The following is a 19,886-nucleotide window of genomic DNA, read 5'->3' as shown; positions in this document are numbered from 1 at the left end:
GCCGTGCGGGAATGGGGCTAAGCGGCGGGTCTAGAGACTGCAGCCCGCAGGAGCAAGCGCCGGAAGCCTGGCGATGGCGCACCGACGCCGCTTCCCATCCGGGCGCCCCAGCCGCTAGGCTGGTCAGAGACGGGGAGAGGCTCAGGCTATGGCAGGTTGGAAGCGGTTTGCGGCGGCCTCGGCCCTGGGCTGCGCGCTCGTCGGCCAGGTCGCCGCGGCCGCCGAGCGCGACACGCGGGTCTGGGAGGCGGTCAAGGCCGCGCGCCCCGCCGAGCTGGCCCTGCTCAAGCAGATGGTGGACATCGACAGCGGCACGGGCGACGCCGCCGGCGCCAAGGCCATCGACGACATCCTGGCGCCCCGCCTGCAGGCGCTGGGCGCCCAGGTCCGCATCCTGCCGCCCGAGGCGCCGAAGCTCGGGAACAATCTCGTGGCGGTCATAGGCGGCCGGGGTCGCTCGCGCATCCTGATCATCTGCCATGTGGACACGGTCTTCCCGGCGGGCGAGGCGGGACGGCGGCCCTACGTGGAGAAGGGCGACAAGGCTTTCGGCCCCGGCGTGTCCGACGAGAAGGGGGGCGTGGCCGAAGCCGTGACGGCCCTCGGCCTGCTGAAGCAGCTGGGCGTGAACGATTACGGCCGGATCACCCTGCTGGCGGAGAGCAGCGAGGAGACCGGATCACCCGGCGCCCACGCCCTGATTGACGGCCTGTCCGGCGAGGCCGACGTGGAGCTGAACATGGAGCCCGGCGACGAGCCGGACGCCCTCACCGTCTGGCGCAAGGGCTCCGCCACCTACACCATCACGGTCCACGGCCGCGCCGCCCACGCCGGCGTCGATCCGCAGGACGGCCGAAACGCCGCGGTGGAGCTGATCCACCAGCTCGGCGCCATCGAGGCCTTGCCTCACGAGGGCGACGGCGTGACGGTCAACCTGACCACGCTCAAGGCCGGCGACCGGGTGAACGTGATCCCCGACCTGGCCAGCGCCAGCGTCAACGTGCGCGTCCGCGAAGCCGGCCAGATGGCTGGCGTCCAGTCGGCGCTGGAGGCCAGGGCCAAGGCGCCTGTCGTTCCCGACACCCGGGTGGAGGTCGCCTCGACCCCCGCCTTCCCGCCGCTGCCGACCAATCCGCGCACCCAGGCCCTGGCTGAGCAGGCGCGGACCATCTACGCCGGTTTGGGCCGCCCCCTGGTGCTGACCGGCAATGGCGGAGCCTCGGAATCGGCCCTGGCCCACCAGGCCGGCGCCGCGGCCCTGGACGGGCTCGGCCCAGTTGGCGGCGGCTTCCACAGCGCGCGGGAATATCTTGAGCTCGGCACCGTGACGCCGCGGCTCTACCTGCTCACCGAGCTGCTGATCACGCTCGGCGCGTCAGCGCCCTCGAGAGCTGCTCCTCCCCGCTAGGACGGACCCGCTACGGCGATCAAGCAGCGCCGCGAGAGGATCCGTCAGGACAGGGCGAGCGCCACGGGGATGACGGCGGGCTTGGCCGGCGATGGCGCCGTCAGGCTGCTGCCGGCGGGTAGCGCAGGCGTAGGCTTCGCCTCGGTGGAGGTGGCGCTCATCCCCTTTACGGCCGCCGCCTCGGGCTTGGACGCCGTCAGAGGTGGCGTCGATGGCGTCGGGTATAGCGTCACCTCGACCCGCCCGCCGGCGGCAGGCTGAATCGCCTTGGACCCGGGCGCCGCTTCGAGCCGGGCAAGCTGGATGTTAACGGCCTCCGTCGAAGCGGCCGGAGCCTGGTGGAACATGGCCGGCGCGCCTGCATGGCCGCCGAAGCGGTAGAACATGTGCGCGCCCACCTGGGCCACCTTCAGCAGGCCCGCGAACGGGCTCGCGCCGGCGGCCTGGAACTGGGTCGCGTCGCCCACCGCGGCCATCACCGCCCCGTGCATCTCGCCGGACGCGATGGCCTCGGCGCGGCGCCAGGCCACGGCCTCGATCGGCGACGACCGGCCGCTGCAGGCGAAGGAGAACTGGCAGCTCGCCCCCGTGTGCTGGTGCACGACCGCGCAGATGGTCTTGGGGAAGGCGGGATGGCGCACGCGGTTCAGGACCACCTGAGCGACCGCCTGCTGGCCCGCGGCGGCCTCGCCGCGAGCCTCGAAGTAGACGGCTTCGGTCAGGCAATGCAGGTCGGAAGGCGCGTCGGCGACCTGCTGGAAGCGGAAGGGCCGGGCGGCGGCATGGAAGGCCTGGGCCGCCACCCGGAAACGATCGCGGAGGGCGAGCTCCGGCCGGAGCGGCGCCTTGTCGGGCGCGCCGGACGGTGAAACCAATGAAAGCCTCGACAGCGAGACAGCCCCTGCACGAACCGCGGGAACCGCCAGCGCCTGGATTGGGCCGGAGACGGTGGGGACCGGGCGCGGCGCGGGCCTGCTTCCGATTCCCGCCAGATAGACGCCACCGATGACGAGGCCTGCACTGGAGCCGAGCACGATAGCACCAGCCAGCGCGCGCACATCATCGGCGCGTGTCCGTGTAGATATGGGCAAAACGTCTGGTCCTGTCCGGCGAGGGCGCTGGCCCCCCGAAAGATCACCTCGGTCGATCTCTGCGACCTGGAGGTTAATGTCGACGCAAACTCGGGCGGATCGACGGCGGATCTGAGTAGAGAGGGCCAATGTGGCCAAAGCTTGTCGCCACGATCCAGCAGTTGACTGTAGCATCACCTTGACGCAGCTAGAAGCGGGCGACCCGCGGCGAATCGCGCTCTCGGTGCGAGGCGACTGGACGCGATGGGCAAGGGCCTGCAAAAGAGCCGGCGTTGCCCGATGCCCCGTATCTGAGACCGCCGAGCGGACTTTCCTGAATGCGTAGAACCCTCGTCGCCGCCGTCGCGCTGGCGCCCCTTTGCCTGGTGGCGGGTCGCGCCTTGGCCCAGACGACCGACACCATCAGCAGCGGCGTCAACGCCCCCATCGCCACGGCCACCGCAGGTACGGGCGGTGAGAGCATCGACGTGTCCGCCGGCGGATCGGTGACGGTGACGGGCTCCGCGCCCGCCATCACCCTGAACAGCGGCACGGCCGCCGTGCCGAACAATGTGAGCGTCGAGGGCTCGGTCAGCATCAGCGGGGTGAACAACTCCGTCGCCATCCAGGGCCTCGGCGGGGCGGCCGGCTCGATCACCAACAGCGGCTCGATCACCAACAATGAGAGCTACACCCCCACCGCCAACGGCGACGGTTTTAACGAGGCGCCCTTCGCCTCCTTGGGCAGCGTGGGGCGCTTCGGGATCCAGGTCACCGGGACCGGGCCGCTGATCGGAGATGTCGACAACCTGGGCACCATCACGGTTCAGGGAGACAGTTCCTACGCCATCTCAATCGAGAGTCCGCTGACCGGCAGCCTGTTCAACTCCGGGACAATCTCCTACGTCGGCGATGGCGGGGTCGCTGTCCGCTCGCTCCCGAACGGGTCGATCTCCGGCGATGTCACGATCGCAGGCGCGATCACGGCCCAGGGCCAGACATCCAGCGCCATTAACCTGGCGGGCAATGTGGGCGGTCGGCTGTCGATCTACTCGGCGATCAGCAGCACGGGCTATGCGACGACGACGCGTCCCACCACCACCAGCACCCTGAACAACCTGCAGGAAAGCGCCAACGTCAACCAGGTGGAGCAGTCCGCCGGCGCGGTGATCATCGGCGGCAGCGTGGGCCAGGGCATCTTCATCGGCGCGCCGCCGGTCAGCACCAGTACGTCCACCGTGACCACCACCGACCTGGATGGCGACGGCATAGCCGACGTGGACGAAGGCTCCGGATCGATCACCAACTTCGGCAGCGCACCGGCGCTCACCATAGGCGGGACCGGGACGACGTCGATCGGGGAGTTTGTCGGCCTGGAGGATACGAACCCGGGCGTGGCGGCCGGCTCCAACGACTACGGCTTGATCATCCGCGGGGCGGTCGCCGGGGAGGGCGTGTTCGACGGGGTGTCGGCTACGGGCCTCCAGATCGGCACGGGCGCGCTCAATTCGAGCGTCACGGTGGATGGGGGCGTACGGGTCGTCGGCAGCGTCAGCGCCGACGCGTTCGAGGCGAACGCCACCGCCATCCACATCATGGCCGGGGCCAACGTCCCCGAAATCCGCAACGAGGACTTCATCGAGGCCAGCGTCTCAAACTCGGTGGTGTCCGCCACCGATACGGCCGGCCTGGTCAACACCAACGCCGTATCGAGTGGCATCGTGATCGAGAAGAACGCCTTTGTCGGCGCAGTCACGAACTTCGGCACCATCCAGGCCACCGCCAACGGCGACACCATGCAGGCCTACGGCGTCCAGGACCTGTCCGGCAGCCTGACCAAGATCACCAACGAGGGCGTCATCAGCGCGACGGTGACCCCGGTCACCTCCAACCTGACGCTGCCGTCCACTGCAAACCTCGAGCCCGACATCGCGCTGGATCTTCGCGCCAACACCACGGGCGTGGTTTTGGACCAGATGGTGAACCCCAATCCTCTTGCGGTTGAGGTCAGCACCACGACCGATGCTTCGGGTACAGTGACCACCACGGCCGCCCTGACCACCGCGACGGCCAGCACCACCACGACCGTCACCACCACGACGGCGGGTGTAACGACGACCACAACGACGACCACCCCGACCTATCCGCAGATCATCGGCGACGTGCTGCTCGGCAGCGGCACAAATACGGTGAACATCCTAGGCGGCAGCGTCACCGGCGCCCTGAGCCTGGGGAGCGGGGCCAACGACGTCTTCACCCTGGGGGACGCGAACGATGCGGCGATCTACGAAGGCCGGCTGAGCTACGGGAACACCACCGTGGGGTCCGGCCTGCAGCTGAACGTGGTCAACGGCAGCCTGATCAACACCAATCCGGCCAACCTCAACCTGGCCAGCCTGCACGTCGGGGGCAGCGGCCTGCTCTACGCCGCCATCGACCCGCAGAACCAGGCCAGCACGACCTACACGGTCAGCGGGACGGCGACCCTGGACCCCGGCGCCCGACTCGGCATCGTGCTGAACTCGCCGCTGTTTACGCCCACGACCTACACCATCGTCCAAGCCAACACTCTGGTGGACAACAGCGGCGGCGCCCTCGCGCTCGCCCAGGTGCCCTATGTCCTGCAGGCGTCCGAAACGTCCAGCAACAACTCGATTTTGGTGACGCTGCGGCGCAGCACCGCGACTGAGCTCGGCCTGAACCCGGCGGAGTCCGCCGCCCTGAACGGCGTCTACAGCTCCCTGACCAACGATCCCGCCATCGAAGGGGCGGTGCTCGGCCAGTATTCCAAGTCCTCCTTCCTCAACGTCTACGACCAGCTGCTGCCCGACTACGCTGGCGGCGTGTTCGAACTGACGCTGGCCGCATCCGACGCGGTGACCCGCGCCACCTCCCGCGTCAACGACATCGAGAACCCCAGCGGCACGCGCGGCGCCTGGGCCGAGGAGGTGGCGTTCGGCGTCAACAAGAGCCGCTCCAGCCAGTCGGCGGGTTTCCAGGGCGGCGGCTTCGGCTTCGTCGGCGGCCTTGAGACGGGCGGCGCGGGGCTAGGCGCCTTCGGACTCACCGGCTCCTTCCTCACCGGCGACATCAAGGACCCCCATTCGCCGGGCGACAACCTGTCGAGCTTCTCGGAAGGCGAGGGCGGCGCCTACTGGCAGGCCCAGCTCGGCGGCCTGCGCGCCGACGCCCGGGTCGCCGGCGGCTATCTGCTCTACGGCAACCGGCGCGAGCTGCTGCTGAAGGACGTCAACGGCAACGTCACCCTGGACCGCGCGTCAAAGTCGAGTTCGTCCGGCTACACGGCCACCGGCCATTTCGGCCTCGGCTATCAGACGCCCCAGATCGGCTGGGTGTATTTCCGGCCCCAGCTTCACGGTGACTACTTCTACCTGGACCAGGGCGGGTTCACTGAACACGGGGCGACCACCGCGTCCGGCGGCGACGGCTTCGACCTCACCGACGCCGCACGCAACGGTAATGAGGCCAGCGGCACCGCGTCCCTGGTCACCGGCGTGACCTTCGGCCAGGGCTTCAAGTGGCGCCCGGAGCTGGAACTCGGCTACCGCAACGTCTTCTCCGGCAATGCCGGGTCGACCACCGCTAACTTCCAGGGCGGAACACCCTTCACCCTGGATCCCGAGAGCGTTAAGGGCGGCGGGCCCGTCGCCAGGCTGGACGTGAAGGCCGACACCGACTTCTATGAGCTGAACTTCGAGGCGGGTGTCGAAGAGCGCACCCATTTCGAGGAAGGCGACCTCCGGCTCAGCGTCCGCGTGCTTTTCTGATCTTCCCAGTCCCGCTAAGCTTGGCGCGGGACGGGAGATCGACATGGGCGTGCTGGATGACCTGAGGGCGCTGGACAAGGACCAGCGGTCCGCCTTCCTGGCCAGCTTCCTCGGCTGGACGCTCGACGCCTTCGACTTCTTCCTGCTGACCTTCGTGGTCAAGGCGATCGCCGCCGATTTTCACGCCAAGCCAAGCGCTGTGCAGGCGGCCATCTTCCTGACCCTGGTGGCGCGTCCGTTTGGAGCCCTGTTTTTCGGCTGGCTAGCTGACAGGTTCGGGCGCCGGCCGGTGCTGATGGCCGACGTACTGCTCTACTCCCTGCTGGAGCTGGCCTCGGCCTTCGCCCCGAGCCTCGCCGCCCTGCTGGTGCTGCGCACCCTGTTCGGCTTCGTCATGGGGGGAGAATGGGGAATCGGCGCTTCGCTGGCCCTGGAATCCATCCCGGTCCGCTCGAGAGGCATCGTCTCGGGCATCCTGCAGGAGGGCTATGCGGTGGGCCAGCTGCTAGGCGCCCTGGTCTTCGCCTTCGCCTACCCGCACTTCTCGCAGTGGCTGCCGAACGTGGCGAGCTGGCGGGTGCTGTTCGCCGTCGGCATCGTTCCCGCCCTGCTGGTCTTCTACATCCGACGGAACGTGAAGGAGAGCCCGACCTTCGAGACCGCGCGCGGCCAGCCCCACCGTGGCATGGATGTCATCCGCACCCTCGGCCAGCATTGGAAGCTGCTGATCTACGCCGTGGCCCTGATGGCCTGCTTCAACTTCTTCAGCCACGGGACCCAGGACAACTATGCGACCTTCCTGGAGGTGCAGCACGGCTTCAAGCCGCAGACCGTGGGGCTGCTTACCGCCATCATGAACCTGGGCGCCATAGCTGGCGGCCTGGGCTTCGGCGCCTGGTCGGAACGGATCGGGCGGCGCAAGGCCATCGCCATCGCCTCGGTGCTGGCCCTGCCGATCATCCCGCTCTGGGCCTTTGCGCCGACCCCGATGCTGCTCGGCCTCGGCGGCTTCCTGCTGCAGATCGCGGTGCAGGGCGCCTGGGGCGTGGTGCCCGTCCATCTGAACGAACTCTCGCCCGCAAACGCGCGCGGCACGTTTCCCGGCGCCGCCTACCAGTTCGGCAACCTGATCGCCGCCTACGCCGTGCCGATGCAGGGCCGCTTAGCCGAGGCCCGACCGACTGCGCAGGGACTGCCGAACTATGGTTTGGCGCTGGCGGTCGTGGCTGGCGCCACCGCGGTGGTGCTGGCGGTGCTCACCTGGTTCGGCCCGGAGGCGAAGGGCAAGACGTTCGCGCCTTGATCACGTCGGCGTCAGGCTTCGCAGGCCTTGAGTCCGGCTTCAAGCGCCGCCCTGTCCAGGTTGCGGCCGATGAACACCATGCGGCTGTAGCGGCGCTCACCCGTCTTCCAGGGGCGCTGCAGGTCGCCTTCCATGATCATGTGCACAGCCTGGAACACCAGGCGACGGTCCTCGCCCTTCACGTCCAGTATGCCCTTGGCGCGCAGGATATCCGGCCCCTGCCGTTCAAGTAGCCCATTCAGCCACTGGGTCACCCGCTGGCCGTCCAGCGGCCGTTCGGCCGTGAGCGATACGCCCTGGATGTCCTGGTCCTGATGCGCGTGTCCCCCATGGCTGTGGCCATGGCGATCATGAGCGTGGTGGTCCTCACCGCAGTGTTCGTCGTGGATGTGGCCCTCGTCGCCGTGCGCAGGATTGAGGAACTCGGGCTCCAGGTCCAGGATTCGGTCGAGGTCGAAACCGCCACGCTCCAGGATCAGCGAGAGATCGACTTTGGAGCGCTGCGCCCGATAGATCGGCGCAAGCGGATTGAGCTTCCTCAGTCGACGTTCGACCTCCTTGAGTGAGGCGGCGTCAACCAAGTCGGTCTTGTTCAGCACGATCTGGTCGGCGAAGGCCACCTGCTCGCGCGCTTCCCGGGAGTCCGCCAGCCGCAGCAGCACGTGCTTGGCGTCCACGACCGTGGTGACGCTGTCCAGGCGGGTCTTGGCGCGCACGTCCTCGTCGACGAAGAAGGTCTGCGCCACAGGTCCGGGGTCCGCCAAGCCGGTGGTCTCCACGATGATCGCATCGAAGGCGCGTGCGGCTCCGGTCTGGCGGCGCATCAGCCCCGAAAGCACCCGGATCAGGTCGCCGCGCACCGTGCAGCAGACGCACCCGTTGTTCATCTCGAGCACCTCCTCGTCGGTGTCCACGATGAGATCGTTGTCGATGCCGACCTCCCCGAACTCGTTGACGATCACGGCGTAGCGCCGGCCATGGTCCTCCGTAAGGATGCGGTTCAGCAGCGTGGTCTTTCCTGCGCCCAGATAACCTGTGAGCACAGTCACGGGGATGGGCCGGGCGGCGGCGCTGACGCGGGAGAGCGGCGCCACCTGAGGGAGGGCGGGTGGGAGTTCCGACATCACGTCTATCTGGCCCTTCTACGGCCACGACGAAAGACACCCGGCGACAAAGCTCCCCGGCTTGTAGAGTGGACGGTTTTGTCCATACTTCGCCCATGCCCCGCGCCTTAGGTCAGATCGACGCCCGCAAGCACCAGGCGATCCTGGATGCGGCCTCCGAGGTGCTGGCGGAACGGGGCTTCGGCGCTTCTATCGAGGAGGTCGCGCGCCGGGCCGGCGTGTCCAAGCAGACGATCTACAATCATTACAAGTCCAAGACCGAACTGGTTCGCATCCTCGTGGAGCGCCGGCGCAGCCTGGTCACCGCCACCCTGGACCAGGCCCCGCCGGAGCAGCGGGTTGAAGTCACCCTGGCCCGCTATGCGGCGGCCATCCTGCAGGCGATGATGAACCCCGCCTCGCTGCAGCTGATGCGGATGGCGATCACCAGCACCACCGACATGCCCGAGCTCGCCCGAGCTGTCTATGATGCCGGCATTGGCGCCGCCAGCCGCCATCTGGCCAATTATCTCAGCCGCCGGCCGGAGCTGGAGATCGACAATCCCCGGCGGGCGGCGGACGTCTTCGTGGGCATGGCGACCGGTCGATTGCAGACCCGCCTGCTCATGGGCGTCGAGTCCGGCTTTGAACCCGATCAGGTCGCCGCCCGGGCCGAAGAGGCGGCTGACCGCTTCGTGCGAGCCTATCGGCGGACCGCCTGAAGCCGCTCAGCCATTCAGGCGCTGGCAGAGGGTGTCGAGCTGTTCGAGGGTGGCGTAGCGCACCCTCACCTCCCCGGCTCCGCCGCGGTCCACGATTTCCACGCTGAGCCCCAAGGCTTCCGACAGGTCCTGTTCGAGGGCGTGGGTATCGGAGTCCTTCGACACTCGCGCCCGCTGCGGTTTGGATTTTGCGCGAGCGTCCCGACCCGCTTCCGGCTCGCGTGAGAGCGCCTCCGCCTGCCGCACGGTGAGATCGCCCTCTACGATGATAAGCGCCAGCCGCTCCGGGTCTGGGGCTGCCGCAATCGCCCGGGCGTGGCCTGCGGTCAGCCGGCCTGCCTCAAGGTGGGCTCGGACGGCAGGAGGAAGGTTCAACAGCCGCAAGGCGTTGGCCACGTGACTGCGACTCTTGCCCACCGTCTTGGCGATCGCGTCCTGTGTGCGCCCGAAGCGCTCCAGCAGGAGCTTGTAGCCCTGGGCTTCTTCAAGCACGTTGAGGTCCGTACGCTGAACATTCTCAATGATGCCGATCTCGGCCACTTCGATGTCGTCGAACTCGCGCACCAGAACCGGGACGACATGCAGACCGGCCCGCTGTGCGGCGCGCCAGCGACGCTCCCCCGCAACGATCTGGTATTCACCCGGCGCTCCAGCCGCCGGCCGTACGAGGATCGGCTGGAGCACCCCGCGCTCCCGCACCGATTCGGTCAGTTCCGCCAGCTCAGCCTCTCCGAACAGGCGCCGTGGCTGGTCGGGGTTGCGTCGCAACAGCTCGACCGCAACCTGCTGCGAGGCCTCCCCCACCTCCTGCGGGTTGTTCACGTGGGAAGGCGGATCCACTTCGCCGAGCAAGGCGGACAGGCCCCGGCCTAGGCCGCGGCGCCCTGGATCTACCATGGTGGCGCCTCTGTCATGCCGCCACCTGCGCCGTCCGGCGGGCGCGCTCCCTGGTCATGAGTTCAGAAGCCAGGCGCATATAGGCTTGGCTTCCCGCGCAGGTGAGGTCGTAGACCAGGACGGGCTTGCCGTACGATGGCGCCTCTGAAACCCGAACATTGCGCGGTATCACCGTCTTGTACACGGTGTCGCCGAAATGCGAGCGAACATCCGTCTCGACCTGAGCCGACAGGCTGTTGCGTCGGTCGTACATGGTCAGGACTACGCCCTGGATGCCCAGGGTCGGATTGAGACTACCCCGGACCAGCTCCACCGTCCTCATCAGCTGGCTCAACCCCTCAAGCGCAAAGAATTCACATTGCAGCGGGACAAGCACGGCATCCGCCGCCGTCATGGCATTGACCGTCAAGAGGCTGAGCGAGGGAGGACAGTCGATCAGGATATAGTCGTAAGCGTTGGAGGAGGCTTGAAGCTCGACGAGCGCGTCCCTGAGACGAAAGCTGCGTCGCACCTGCGCTCCAAGTTCCAACTCGACACCGGAGAGATCGGCGTCGGCCGGCACGAGATCAAGCCCCGGCACGGCCGTGGGAGCGGCGGCGCGATGCAGCGGGCTACCGCCAAGCAGGACATCGTAGGTGGTGGTGGTCCGGGCCGTGCGAGGCACGCCCAACCCGGTGGACGCATTCCCCTGGGGATCGAGATCGAGCAGTAGCGTACGCTGCCCCGTTGCTGCGAGGGCGGTCCCAAGATTGATGGCAGTTGTGGTCTTTCCCACTCCGCCTTTCTGGTTCGCTATAGCGAGGACCCTGCCCGGCCCGGATATGTCGTCAGCCACGGGGCTTCAGCCTTTCGACGCGGACTATGCGGCCGGTAGGATCGCTCAGGCTAGGGATCAGCTCGCTTGTGAATGTCCAGGTTCGCCGCGCGTCCGTCAACTCCTGCTCGACCCCTCGCCCCTTCAGGAACAGCCCCTTGGCGCCTGCGCGCATGAAATGCGCCGTGTACTCGAAAAGCCGAGAACACGGCGCGCACGCGCGCGCCGTGACAATCTCCAGGCCTTTGGGTGCCGGACAGGATTCGGCTCGAACATGATGGATGGACGCTGGCAGCGACAGCGTGCGAACCACGTGCGAGAGGAAGGCGGCGCGCTTGGCCATGCTCTCGATCAGGTGCACCTGCGCTCCGGTGCGCCCCTTAAGCAGTATGGCTAGTACCACACCAGGGAATCCTGCACCTGCCCCGACATCGGCCCAACGTAGGGCCGCCTGTTCCACGTGCAACAGCTGGGCTGAGTCAAAGACATGCCGCAGCCAAAAGTCCGACCGGACCGACGGCCCTACTAGGTTCATGCGTTGACCCCAGTCTTCCAGCAGATCGTAAAAGAATCGCAAATCCGCGATTTGGCTGTCGGTGCCGCCATATGCGTCGGCGAACGCCGCCGCTGACCCTTGCTGAATGTCTGATCCGAGCGGGCTTAGGCTCAAGCCGCTTGCCGTCGCTTGACGTGGCCCAGCAGCGTCATTAGCGCGCTTGGCGTCATTCCTTCTATCCGAGCAGCCTGTCCCAAGGTGCTCGGCCGCACCGCCGACAATTTTTCGCGGACTTCGTTGGACAGGCTGCCTACGACCTCATAGTCCAGGTCGGCCGGTAGACGCATGTTCTCGTCACGCCGGAAAGCCTCTACATCTGCGGCTTGGCGGTTGAGGTAACCGGCATAGATCGTTTCGATTCTTAATTGCTCGACCACCTCCGCAGGCCAGGCGGCAAGCTCTGGCCAGATTGTGGAGAGCAGGCCGATATCCACACTGGCATAACCGAGTAGCTGCAAGACTGACCGAGGCTGGCCGTCGGGCGTCACCGCAATACCTGCAGCGAGCGAGCGTGACGGTGAGAGGGTCAACTCACGCGCCAGATGTCGCGCCTCGCTCAGCGCCTGCATCTTCTTCTCGAAGATGGCGCGCCGCGACGATTGAACCAGTCCCAGTTCGACGCCGCGTGAAGTGAGCCGCTGGTCCGCATTATCCGCCCGAAGGCTCAGCCGGAACTCGGCGCGGCTGGTGAACATCCTGTACGGCTCGGTCACTCCACGCGTGGTGAGATCGTCAATCAGAACACCGATATAGGCCTCGTCGCGAGAGAAGCTGACCGCCTCCAGGCTGAACGCACGACGTGCGGCGTTGAGACCCGCCACAAGACCTTGGGCCGCAGCCTCCTCGTACCCCGTGGTGCCATTGATCTGGCCGGCGAGATAGAGCCCTGGCAACCGCTTCACTTCCAGGCTGGAAGTAAGCTCGCGAGGATCGACGTAGTCGTACTCGATGGCATAGCCATAGCGTTTGACCTCGACCCGCTCGAGCCCTGCAATCGTCCTCAGGAAGGCGAGTTGTGTCGGCTCTGCCAGAGAGGTCGAGATCCCGTTTGGATAGATGGTATCGTCCTGACGCCCCTCGGGTTCGAGGAAGATCTGATGGGACGTCTTGTCTGCGAACCGCACCACCTTGTCTTCTATGGACGGGCAGTAGCGCGGTCCCCTGCCGGTCGCCCGGCCTCCGTAAACGGCGGACTCGTCTAGGTGGCCCGCAATGATGGCGTGGGTCTGCGCATTCGTGTTCGTGATGCCGCACGTGACCTGTTCGATGTTCAGCGAGGTCGTCAGATAGGAGAACCCGACAGGCTCGGCGTCACCTTCCTGCAACTCCATCCGACTCCAATCGATGGTGCTTCCAGCCAGACGAGCGGGCGTTCCGGTCTTCAACCGACCCATACGCAGACCAAGATCGTAGAGTCGCCGGCTCAATCCGATGGCTGCAGGATCATCGTGGCGGCCAGCAGAAATCCGGGTGTCTCCTCGATGGATCACCCCATCCAGAAACGTGCCGGTGGTGAGTATCACGGCGGGAGCCCGATGAATGCCGCCCTCGGAGGTCACGACGCCGACCACGGCTTCATCCTCGACCACCAGGTCCTCGACGGCGCATTGCACAAGGCTGAGCCCTGCCTGGCTGCTGAGCGCCGCCTGCGTCGCCGTCTTGTAGAGACTGCGGTCGATCTGCGCGCGAGGTCCCCGGACCGCGGATCCTTTGGAGCGGTTCAGAAGCCGGAACTGGATGCCCGCCGCGTCCGCCAGCCGGCCCATGAGTCCGTCGAGCGCGTCGACCTCCCGGACAAGATGGCCCTTGCCCAGGCCCCCGATGGCCGGATTGCAGGACATCTCGCCCAGCCTGTCCAGCCGGTGGGTGAGAAGCACCGTACGCGCACCAAGCCGCGCCGACGCTGCAGCTGCTTCACATCCCGCATGGCCGCCGCCGACCACGATCACATCCCAGGCGTTCATGCCGTCCATGTATGGCGAAGCCGGCCCGACGTCGAGGCCGACCCGCTTTTGTTCCACGTGGAACACGTCATTTGCCTATGCAGAAGCTGGTGAAGACCCGATCGAGCACAGCCTCAGGATCGCTACGTCCGGTGATCCGCTCGAAGGCGCGCACTGCAAGACGCACGTTTTCTGCTGCAAGCTCAGCTCCGGCCGTCAAGTCCTCCTGGCCCCTGGCAAGATGGCCCAAGGCTTCCTCCAGCAGGGTGCGGTGACGGCTTCGCGTCACTGCAGGGAACTCACGGCCTTCCTCGTGATCCCTCAACCAGTGTTCCAGGCCTGCACGTATCGCCGCCACGTCACCGGCCAAAGCTACGGCTTCAACCGAACGCAGATGCGGAGGACACTGGACGTCCGAGCAACAAGTGACGTCCGCCTTGTTGAAGACGATCAAGTCATCCGCAGCCATCAGACCGACGACGTCACCCAGTGTTTCGGGACGGGTAAGGTCGACGACGCCGATCCGCAGGTCGGCGGACGCCGCCCAGGCCACGGCGCGCCGGACACCCTCCGCCTCGATCGGATCGTCCGTCGGACGCAGGCCCGCCGTGTCGGCCAGGACCACGGTCTGGCCGCCAAGGCTGATCGGGGTTTCGACGACATCGCGGGTCGTTCCCGCCACCGCCGTGACGATGGCCGCCTCCCGCGCCGCCAGTGCGTTCAGAAGGCTGGACTTGCCGACATTCGGCGCGCCGATGATCGCCACGCGGAAGCCGCCCCTGACCCGCTCACCTCGAAGATCGGCGAGGGCCGCTTGCAATTCGGTGCTCACCTTCTGGAGGCCTGAACGGGCGGTCGCTCCGATGGCGTCGGGGACATCGTCGTCCGGGAAGTCGATCTCGGTCTCCAACAGGGCCAAGGCGTCGAGCAGGGCGTCGCGCCAAGCTTCGAAGCGCCGTGACAGGGCCCCCCCGAGCTGGGCCAAGGCCTGGCGCCTCTGGCCCCCGCTTTCCGCCTCAACCAGATCCGCTATGGCTTCGGCCTGGGTAAGGTCCAGGCGACCGTTCTCGAAGGCGCGCCGAGTGAACTCCCCCGGTTCGGCCAGGCGCAGGCCAAGCTCGATCAGCCGCGTCGAGACCCCCGCGATCACAGCACGGCTCCCGTGAAGGTGGAGCTCTGCGCTATCCTCTCCGGTAAAGCTGGCCGGGCCTGGCATCCACAGGACAAGCGCTTCGTCTACGACCTCGCCCTCTGCTGCGAACAGGCGGCGGACCACGGCACGCCTGGGCGAAGGGAGCGGGTGGCTGCACAACAAACCCAGCGCGTCGGCCGACCCCGCGCCCGATATCCTCAGCACAGCCACGGCCCCGCGTCCCACCGGCGTCGCAAGCGCGAAGATGGTGGAGGGGCGCGTAGACCCGCTCACCGAGACGTGGTGGCGCCCAGCCCCCCAGCCGCGGCCGAGGTCATCATCCTCATGAACTGTTCCTGCGCCTGGCCGCCGAAGCTCATCCAGGTCTTCATCAGCTCTTCAGGCTTCAGCAAGGACATGTTGCCGCTCATCCGGGAGGACATCTCCTTCACCATCTGCTCGTTCAGCGGCGTCACGTCGGGCAGACCCAGGAACTGCCTCGCCTCCACCGGCGTACAATCGGCCTCCACCGTGAACTTCATGCGCGTCGCTCCTGGATCAGGTGTTCATGGACTGGAAGAACTCGCCATTGGTCTTGGTCTGGCGCAGCTTGTCGAGCAGGAACTCGATGGCGTCCTGCGGCCCCATGGGGTTGAGGATGCGGCGAAGCACATAGGTCTTGGCCAGCACGTCCTTGGGCGTCAGCAGCTCCTCCTTGCGGGTGCCGGACTTCAGGATGTCCATGGCCGGGAAGACGCGCTTGTCGGCGACCTTCCTGTCCAGCACGATCTCGCTGTTGCCGGTGCCCTTGAACTCCTCGAAGATCACCTCGTCCATGCGCGAGCCGGTGTCGGTCAGAGCGGTGGCGATGATGGTCAGCGAACCGCCCTCCTCGATGTTGCGGGCCGCGCCGAAGAAGCGCTTGGGCCGTTGGAGAGCATTGGCGTCCACACCGCCGGTCAGGACCTTGCCGGACGAGGGCACCACAGTGTTGTAGGCACGTCCAAGACGGGTGACGCTGTCCAGCAGGATCACCACGTCGCGCTTGTGCTCCACCAGCCGCTTGGCCTTCTCGATCACCATTTCGGCCACCTGGACGTGGCGGCCGGCGGGCTCGTCGAAAGTGGACGAGATCACCTCGCCGATCACCGTGCGCTGCATGTCGGTGACCTCTTCCGGCCGCTCGTCGATCAGCAGCACGATGAGGTAACATTCGGGGTGGTTCAGCGAGATGGACTTGGCGATGTTCTGCAGCATCATGGTCTTGCCGACCCGGGGCGGCGCCACGATCAGGCAGCGCTGGCCCTTCCCGAGCGGGGCGACGATGTCGATCACCCGGCCGGAGCGGTCCTTCAGGGTGGGATCGCCCATCTCCATGGTGAAGCGCCGCTCAGGATAGAGCGGCGTGAGGTTGTCGAAGTGGACCTTGTGCTTGATCGCCTCGGGACTCTCAAAGTTGATCGTGTCGACCTTGAGGATGGCGAAGTAACGCTCCCCCTCGCGGGGCGCGCGGATCGGGCCTTCGCAGCTGTCGCCGGTGCGCAGGCCGAAGCGGCGGATCTGGGAGGGCGAGACATAGATGTCGTCCGGACCCGGCAGGTAGTTGGCCTCGGCCGAGCGGAGGAAGCCGAAGCCGTCCTGCACCACCTCCAGCACGCCTGAGCCGAAAATCTCCACCCCATCCTCGGCGAGGGCCTTGAGGATGGTGAACAGCATGTCCTGCTTGCGCATGGACGAGGCGTTCTCGATCTCCAAGCTCTCGGCGAAGGCGACCAGTTCGGTGGAGGGCTTGTCCTTCAACTCCTGCAGCGACATGCGGGTGATCCCGCTCGCGGGCTCGGTGTTGACGGCGCCCGCGCCGACCTCGGCTGCGGGCGAGACTTCAAGCAGGGCGTCGTCAGACATGGGGGGCTCTTGCACGGAGGACGGCGCGGAGCGGGTCCGGCCGGCGCGGCTCATGAGCCAGCGCTATGTGAGTGCGTCCGCCGGGTCGGGATCGACCTGCAGCGGTGTCGTAGGGGCGGGGGAACGGCGCGACACGCCGGACGTGAAAGTCAGACCACAAGAAGCCTTGTTCGTCAAGCTGAGCCGGGCCTGCTTCCTGCAGCGAAGGGGAGCAGACAGCTCAGCCTCCGCCGAACTTGGTGGCCACGGCCAGCACCATGAAGATGGCCAGCACGAACGGGATCTCGTTGGTCATGCGCCAGAATTTCTCGGAGCGGGTGTTCGTCCCGGCCGCAAAGGCGCGCCGCGCCTTACCCAGGAACCCCTGATAGCCGAACATCAGCACCACGCCGGTCAGCTTCACCGACATCCAGGGCGAGCCGAGGAACCGCAACCCGTCCCCGCGAAGGTGGCTGTCGATCCAGATCAGGCACAGGCCCAGCGCCAGCGCCACCAGGGAGGCCGGCACCATGATGAAGCGGTAGAGCTTTCGTTCCATCTCCTGGAACGTCTCGTCCATCTGCGAACCGGGCTCAGCCCGCGTATGATAGACGTAGAGCCTTGGCAGATAGAGCAGCCCCGCCATCCAGGCGATCACCGACAGGATGTGCAGGCCGATGAACAGGTCGTAGTTCACGCGGCGATCTCATGCCGGTGATAAGGGCACTGGCTCCAGCTCTTCTCGCAGGCGCCGCCGCCGGGCGCGCAGCCGGTCTTGAACAGGGCCGCCGCGACGCTTCCCGCCAGTCCGTTGATGAAGTCCGGCTGCACCCCCACCGCCGGCGCACGGAGGTAGAGAGGGCAACCCTTCTCCTTGGCCAGCAAGGCGTAGTCGCGGTCGAGTTCCACCAGCGTCTCGATATGTTCGGAGACGAAGGCCACGGGCACGACGAGCACGCCCTTGCCTTCGGCGCCGGCCTGCGTCACCGCGTCGGGCGTCGACGGACCGATCCACTTCATCGGCCCCACCCGGCTCTGGTAGCAGACGCTCCAGTCCCAGCGGCCGCCGAGTTCGCGCATGATCGCCTCGCAGGTACGCTCCACCTGGTGCTGATAGGGGTCGCCGCGCCTGATCACGCTTTCCGGCAAGCCGTGAGCCGAGAACAGCAGCCGCAGGGTCTTCGGACTGCCCGCCGTCTCGAAGGTCTGGCGTATGTGATGGGCATGGGCGGCGGCCAGGCTCGGCGTATCGAAGAAGCAGCAGATTTCGTGCGTGCGCCCAGGTCCCTTGTAGGCCTTGCGCCAGGCCTTGACCGACGATCCCGTTGTCGTGGTGGAATATTGTGGATAGAGCGGCAGCAGGACGATCTCGTCCGGCGAGAAGGCCGCCACCTCCCGGGCCGCAGCCTCGGTGAACGGTTCCCAGTAGCGCATGGCGATGAAGCATCGGGTGTCGAACTGGGGCAGGGTCTCGGTCAACCGGACCTGCAGCTCGCCGACCTGGGCCCGGGTCTCGCGGAGCAGCGGCGAGGCGCCGCCCATGACCGCATAGTTGGCGCAGGCCTCCTCCCGCCTTCGCGTCGAGATCAGTCTGGCCAGCAGAGGACGCAGCGGCCAGGGCAGGCCGATGATCGCCGGGTCGTTGAACAGGTTGAACAGGAAGGGCTGGACCGCGTCCAGGCTGTCCGGACCTCCGAGATTGAACATCACCACCGCAAGGCGTCGGCGAACGGCGGCGACGCTGGCGGGAATGGCGCTCTGAACGGCCTCATCCATGGTCGAGCACCTCCCGCATGACCTTCGCCAGGGACTTCACGGCCGTTTCGGGCTGGGCGTGCAGGAGGCGGGGCTCGGCCGTGATGTCGGTCATGGTCTGCTTAGAGCCCCTGCAGCCGTCCAGCTCAAGCGCTCCGCCCTGCTCCTTAATCTTAACAAGTCGTTAAGAAGCGGGAGGAGGTTAGAAGACCGGTGGAGACTGTGGAGCGTCGCCGCTCTATTCCGGCCTCGATCCTGATCCTGCCACAGCTCCCTTGACCTGGATGCGACAGCCGGCCTCACCTGTTAAGATCGCTCGCAACTGCTGACTACATCTGCCGGTTCAATAGGTTGAGACCGTCCGGACGCAGCTACGGGCCGAGGGAAGGCTGGGGAACTTCCGATCGACTGGCGACGCTGCGCACAGGCTGTCCACCTGGGCGCCATTAACGATCTGGCAACCTTCTTGTCCGGAACGTGTCACAGGCGGGGTGCTTTTTGCGCGGTGAGTGCGGCCGCGGTGGTTTCAATCCCCAGGCTCGCGGGGCAATATCCCCTGCCGAAGTCCCCAGCTATCGGCTGCGACCGACCGCAGCACCTCGAACCACCAGGCGCCGAGCGCCAAGGCCCTCATGAGCCCAGCCCAGCGCCTCGCCACCTATTTTCACGTCCACCTGATCTCGGACTCCACCGGCGAGACGCTGAACGCCATCACCAAGGCTGTCTGCGCGCGCTTCGACAACGTGCTGCCTATCGAGCACATCTACCCGCTGATCCGCTCCCCTCGACAGCTTGAGCGGGTGCTCAAGGAAGTGGACTCGGCGCCCGGCGTGGTGGTGCACACGATCGTGGACCGCGAAATGCGGGTGGGTCTGGAGGAGGGTTGCCGCCGGCTGGAATGCCCCTGCATTGCTGCGCTGGACCCGATGACAGCGGCCTTCGGGCGCTATCTCGGTGCATCCCTGACCACGCGGGTGGGTGTCCAGCACGCGCTGGACAATGACTACTTCAATCGGATCGAGGCGTTGAACTACGCCATCGGCCACGACGACGGGCAGGGCGGCCAGGACCTGGAGGCTGCAGACGTAATCCTGGTTGGCGTCAGCCGGACCTCCAAGACCCCCACGAGCATCTATCTCGCCCATCGGGGCGTGCGGGCGGCCAACGTCCCGCTGGTGCCCGGCGCGCCCTTGCCCGCGAAGCTATTCGCGGCCACCCGCCCGATGATCGTAGGGCTGCTGGTGTCGCCCGACCGTCTGATCCAGATCCGCCGCAACCGCCTGCTGTCGCTGAACGAGACCCGCGAGAGCACCTATGTGGACATCGACGCCGTGCGCGAGGAGACGGTGCGCGCACGCCGCCTGTTCGAGGCGCAGGGCTGGCCCGTGATCGACGTCACGCGCCGGTCTGTCGAGGAGACGGCTGCGGCCATCATCAACCTGCTGAACACCCGCACGGCGTCGGGCGCTGTGGAGGCGCTGGAGTGAGCGCGCTGGTCCTCGCCTCGCGCA

The 19,886-nt window shown here is 66.8% G+C and carries 16 protein-coding genes; 5 read left to right on the top strand and 11 right to left on the bottom strand.

Annotated features, from left to right (window positions below):
* Positions 1-148: 148 nt before the first annotated feature.
* Entirely contained in the window at positions 149-1,408 is a 1,260-nt protein-coding gene (locus tag HUV06_RS04520; RefSeq protein WP_174300080.1) for a glutamate carboxypeptidase, read from the top strand.
* Positions 1,409-1,452: 44 nt separating this feature from the next.
* Here HUV06_RS04520 and HUV06_RS04515 read toward each other — a convergent pair whose 3' ends face one another.
* On the bottom strand, positions 1,453-2,283 hold the full coding sequence (locus HUV06_RS04515; protein WP_174300079.1) for a cell wall hydrolase: 831 nt from the start codon (positions 2,281-2,283) through the stop codon (positions 1,453-1,455).
* A gap of 533 nt (positions 2,284-2,816) precedes the next feature.
* Between HUV06_RS04515 and HUV06_RS04510 the strand changes: the two genes are divergently transcribed.
* Both HUV06_RS04510 and HUV06_RS04505 read left to right on the top strand, forming a co-directional pair.
* Entirely contained in the window at positions 2,817-6,266 is a 3,450-nt protein-coding gene (locus HUV06_RS04510) for an autotransporter domain-containing protein (RefSeq protein WP_174300078.1), read from the top strand.
* A 43-nt stretch (positions 6,267-6,309) separates the two neighbouring features.
* Complete coding sequence (locus HUV06_RS04505) at positions 6,310-7,569, top strand: MFS transporter (RefSeq protein ID WP_174300077.1); 1,260 nt, start codon at positions 6,310-6,312, stop codon at positions 7,567-7,569.
* A gap of 11 nt (positions 7,570-7,580) precedes the next feature.
* Here the strand turns inward: HUV06_RS04505 and HUV06_RS04500 are convergent, their stop codons facing one another.
* Entirely contained in the window at positions 7,581-8,693 is a 1,113-nt protein-coding gene (locus tag HUV06_RS04500) for a GTP-binding protein (protein ID WP_174300076.1), read from the bottom strand.
* A 95-nt stretch (positions 8,694-8,788) separates the two neighbouring features.
* Between HUV06_RS04500 and HUV06_RS04495 the strand changes: the two genes are divergently transcribed.
* Entirely contained in the window at positions 8,789-9,394 is a 606-nt protein-coding gene (locus tag HUV06_RS04495) for a TetR/AcrR family transcriptional regulator (RefSeq protein ID WP_174300075.1), read from the top strand.
* A 6-nt stretch (positions 9,395-9,400) separates the two neighbouring features.
* Here HUV06_RS04495 and HUV06_RS04490 read toward each other — a convergent pair whose 3' ends face one another.
* The 9 genes from HUV06_RS04490 to hemH form a co-directional block, all read right to left on the bottom strand.
* On the bottom strand, positions 9,401-10,291 hold the full coding sequence (locus HUV06_RS04490) for a ParB/RepB/Spo0J family partition protein (protein WP_174300074.1): 891 nt from the start codon (positions 10,289-10,291) through the stop codon (positions 9,401-9,403).
* A gap of 13 nt (positions 10,292-10,304) precedes the next feature.
* Positions 10,305-11,114, bottom strand: a complete 810-nt coding sequence (locus HUV06_RS04485; RefSeq protein WP_174300090.1) for a ParA family protein — start codon at positions 11,112-11,114, stop codon at positions 10,305-10,307.
* 4 nt (positions 11,115-11,118) lie between these two features.
* Complete coding sequence (rsmG, locus tag HUV06_RS04480; protein ID WP_254600877.1) at positions 11,119-11,775, bottom strand: 16S rRNA (guanine(527)-N(7))-methyltransferase RsmG; 657 nt, start codon at positions 11,773-11,775, stop codon at positions 11,119-11,121.
* Complete coding sequence (gene mnmG / locus HUV06_RS04475; protein ID WP_174300088.1) at positions 11,772-13,625, bottom strand: tRNA uridine-5-carboxymethylaminomethyl(34) synthesis enzyme MnmG; 1,854 nt, start codon at positions 13,623-13,625, stop codon at positions 11,772-11,774. Before mnmG ends, rsmG begins: the two co-directional genes overlap by 4 nt.
* A gap of 67 nt (positions 13,626-13,692) precedes the next feature.
* A complete protein-coding gene (gene mnmE, locus HUV06_RS04470) occupies positions 13,693-15,030 on the bottom strand; it encodes a tRNA uridine-5-carboxymethylaminomethyl(34) synthesis GTPase MnmE (protein WP_254600876.1) in 1,338 nt (445 codons plus the stop codon).
* Positions 15,027-15,278, bottom strand: a complete 252-nt coding sequence (locus HUV06_RS04465; protein ID WP_174300073.1) for a DUF6489 family protein — start codon at positions 15,276-15,278, stop codon at positions 15,027-15,029. The genes mnmE and HUV06_RS04465 overlap by 4 nt, the downstream gene beginning before the upstream one ends.
* 16 nt (positions 15,279-15,294) lie before the next feature.
* Positions 15,295-16,641, bottom strand: coding sequence for a transcription termination factor Rho (rho, locus tag HUV06_RS04460; RefSeq protein ID WP_254600875.1), 1,347 nt, complete (start codon positions 16,639-16,641; stop codon positions 15,295-15,297).
* Positions 16,642-16,861: 220 nt separating this feature from the next.
* Positions 16,862-17,317 (bottom strand): CopD family protein, encoded by a 456-nt coding sequence (locus tag HUV06_RS04455; RefSeq protein WP_174300071.1) that lies wholly within the window; start codon positions 17,315-17,317, stop codon positions 16,862-16,864.
* A complete protein-coding gene (gene hemH, locus HUV06_RS04450; RefSeq protein WP_174300070.1) occupies positions 17,314-18,396 on the bottom strand; it encodes a ferrochelatase in 1,083 nt (360 codons plus the stop codon). The genes HUV06_RS04455 and hemH overlap by 4 nt, the downstream gene beginning before the upstream one ends.
* Before the next feature lie 611 nt (positions 18,397-19,007).
* Between hemH and HUV06_RS04445 the strand changes: the two genes are divergently transcribed.
* Complete coding sequence (locus HUV06_RS04445) at positions 19,008-19,862, top strand: pyruvate, water dikinase regulatory protein (RefSeq protein WP_174300069.1); 855 nt, start codon at positions 19,008-19,010, stop codon at positions 19,860-19,862.
* Positions 19,863-19,886 lie beyond the last annotated feature (24 nt).

Source organism: Caulobacter sp. S45, assembly GCF_903642205.1.
Classification (GTDB): Bacteria; Pseudomonadota; Alphaproteobacteria; order Caulobacterales; family Caulobacteraceae; genus CAHJWH01.
This window is presented reverse-complemented; position numbering and strand designations above follow the sequence as displayed.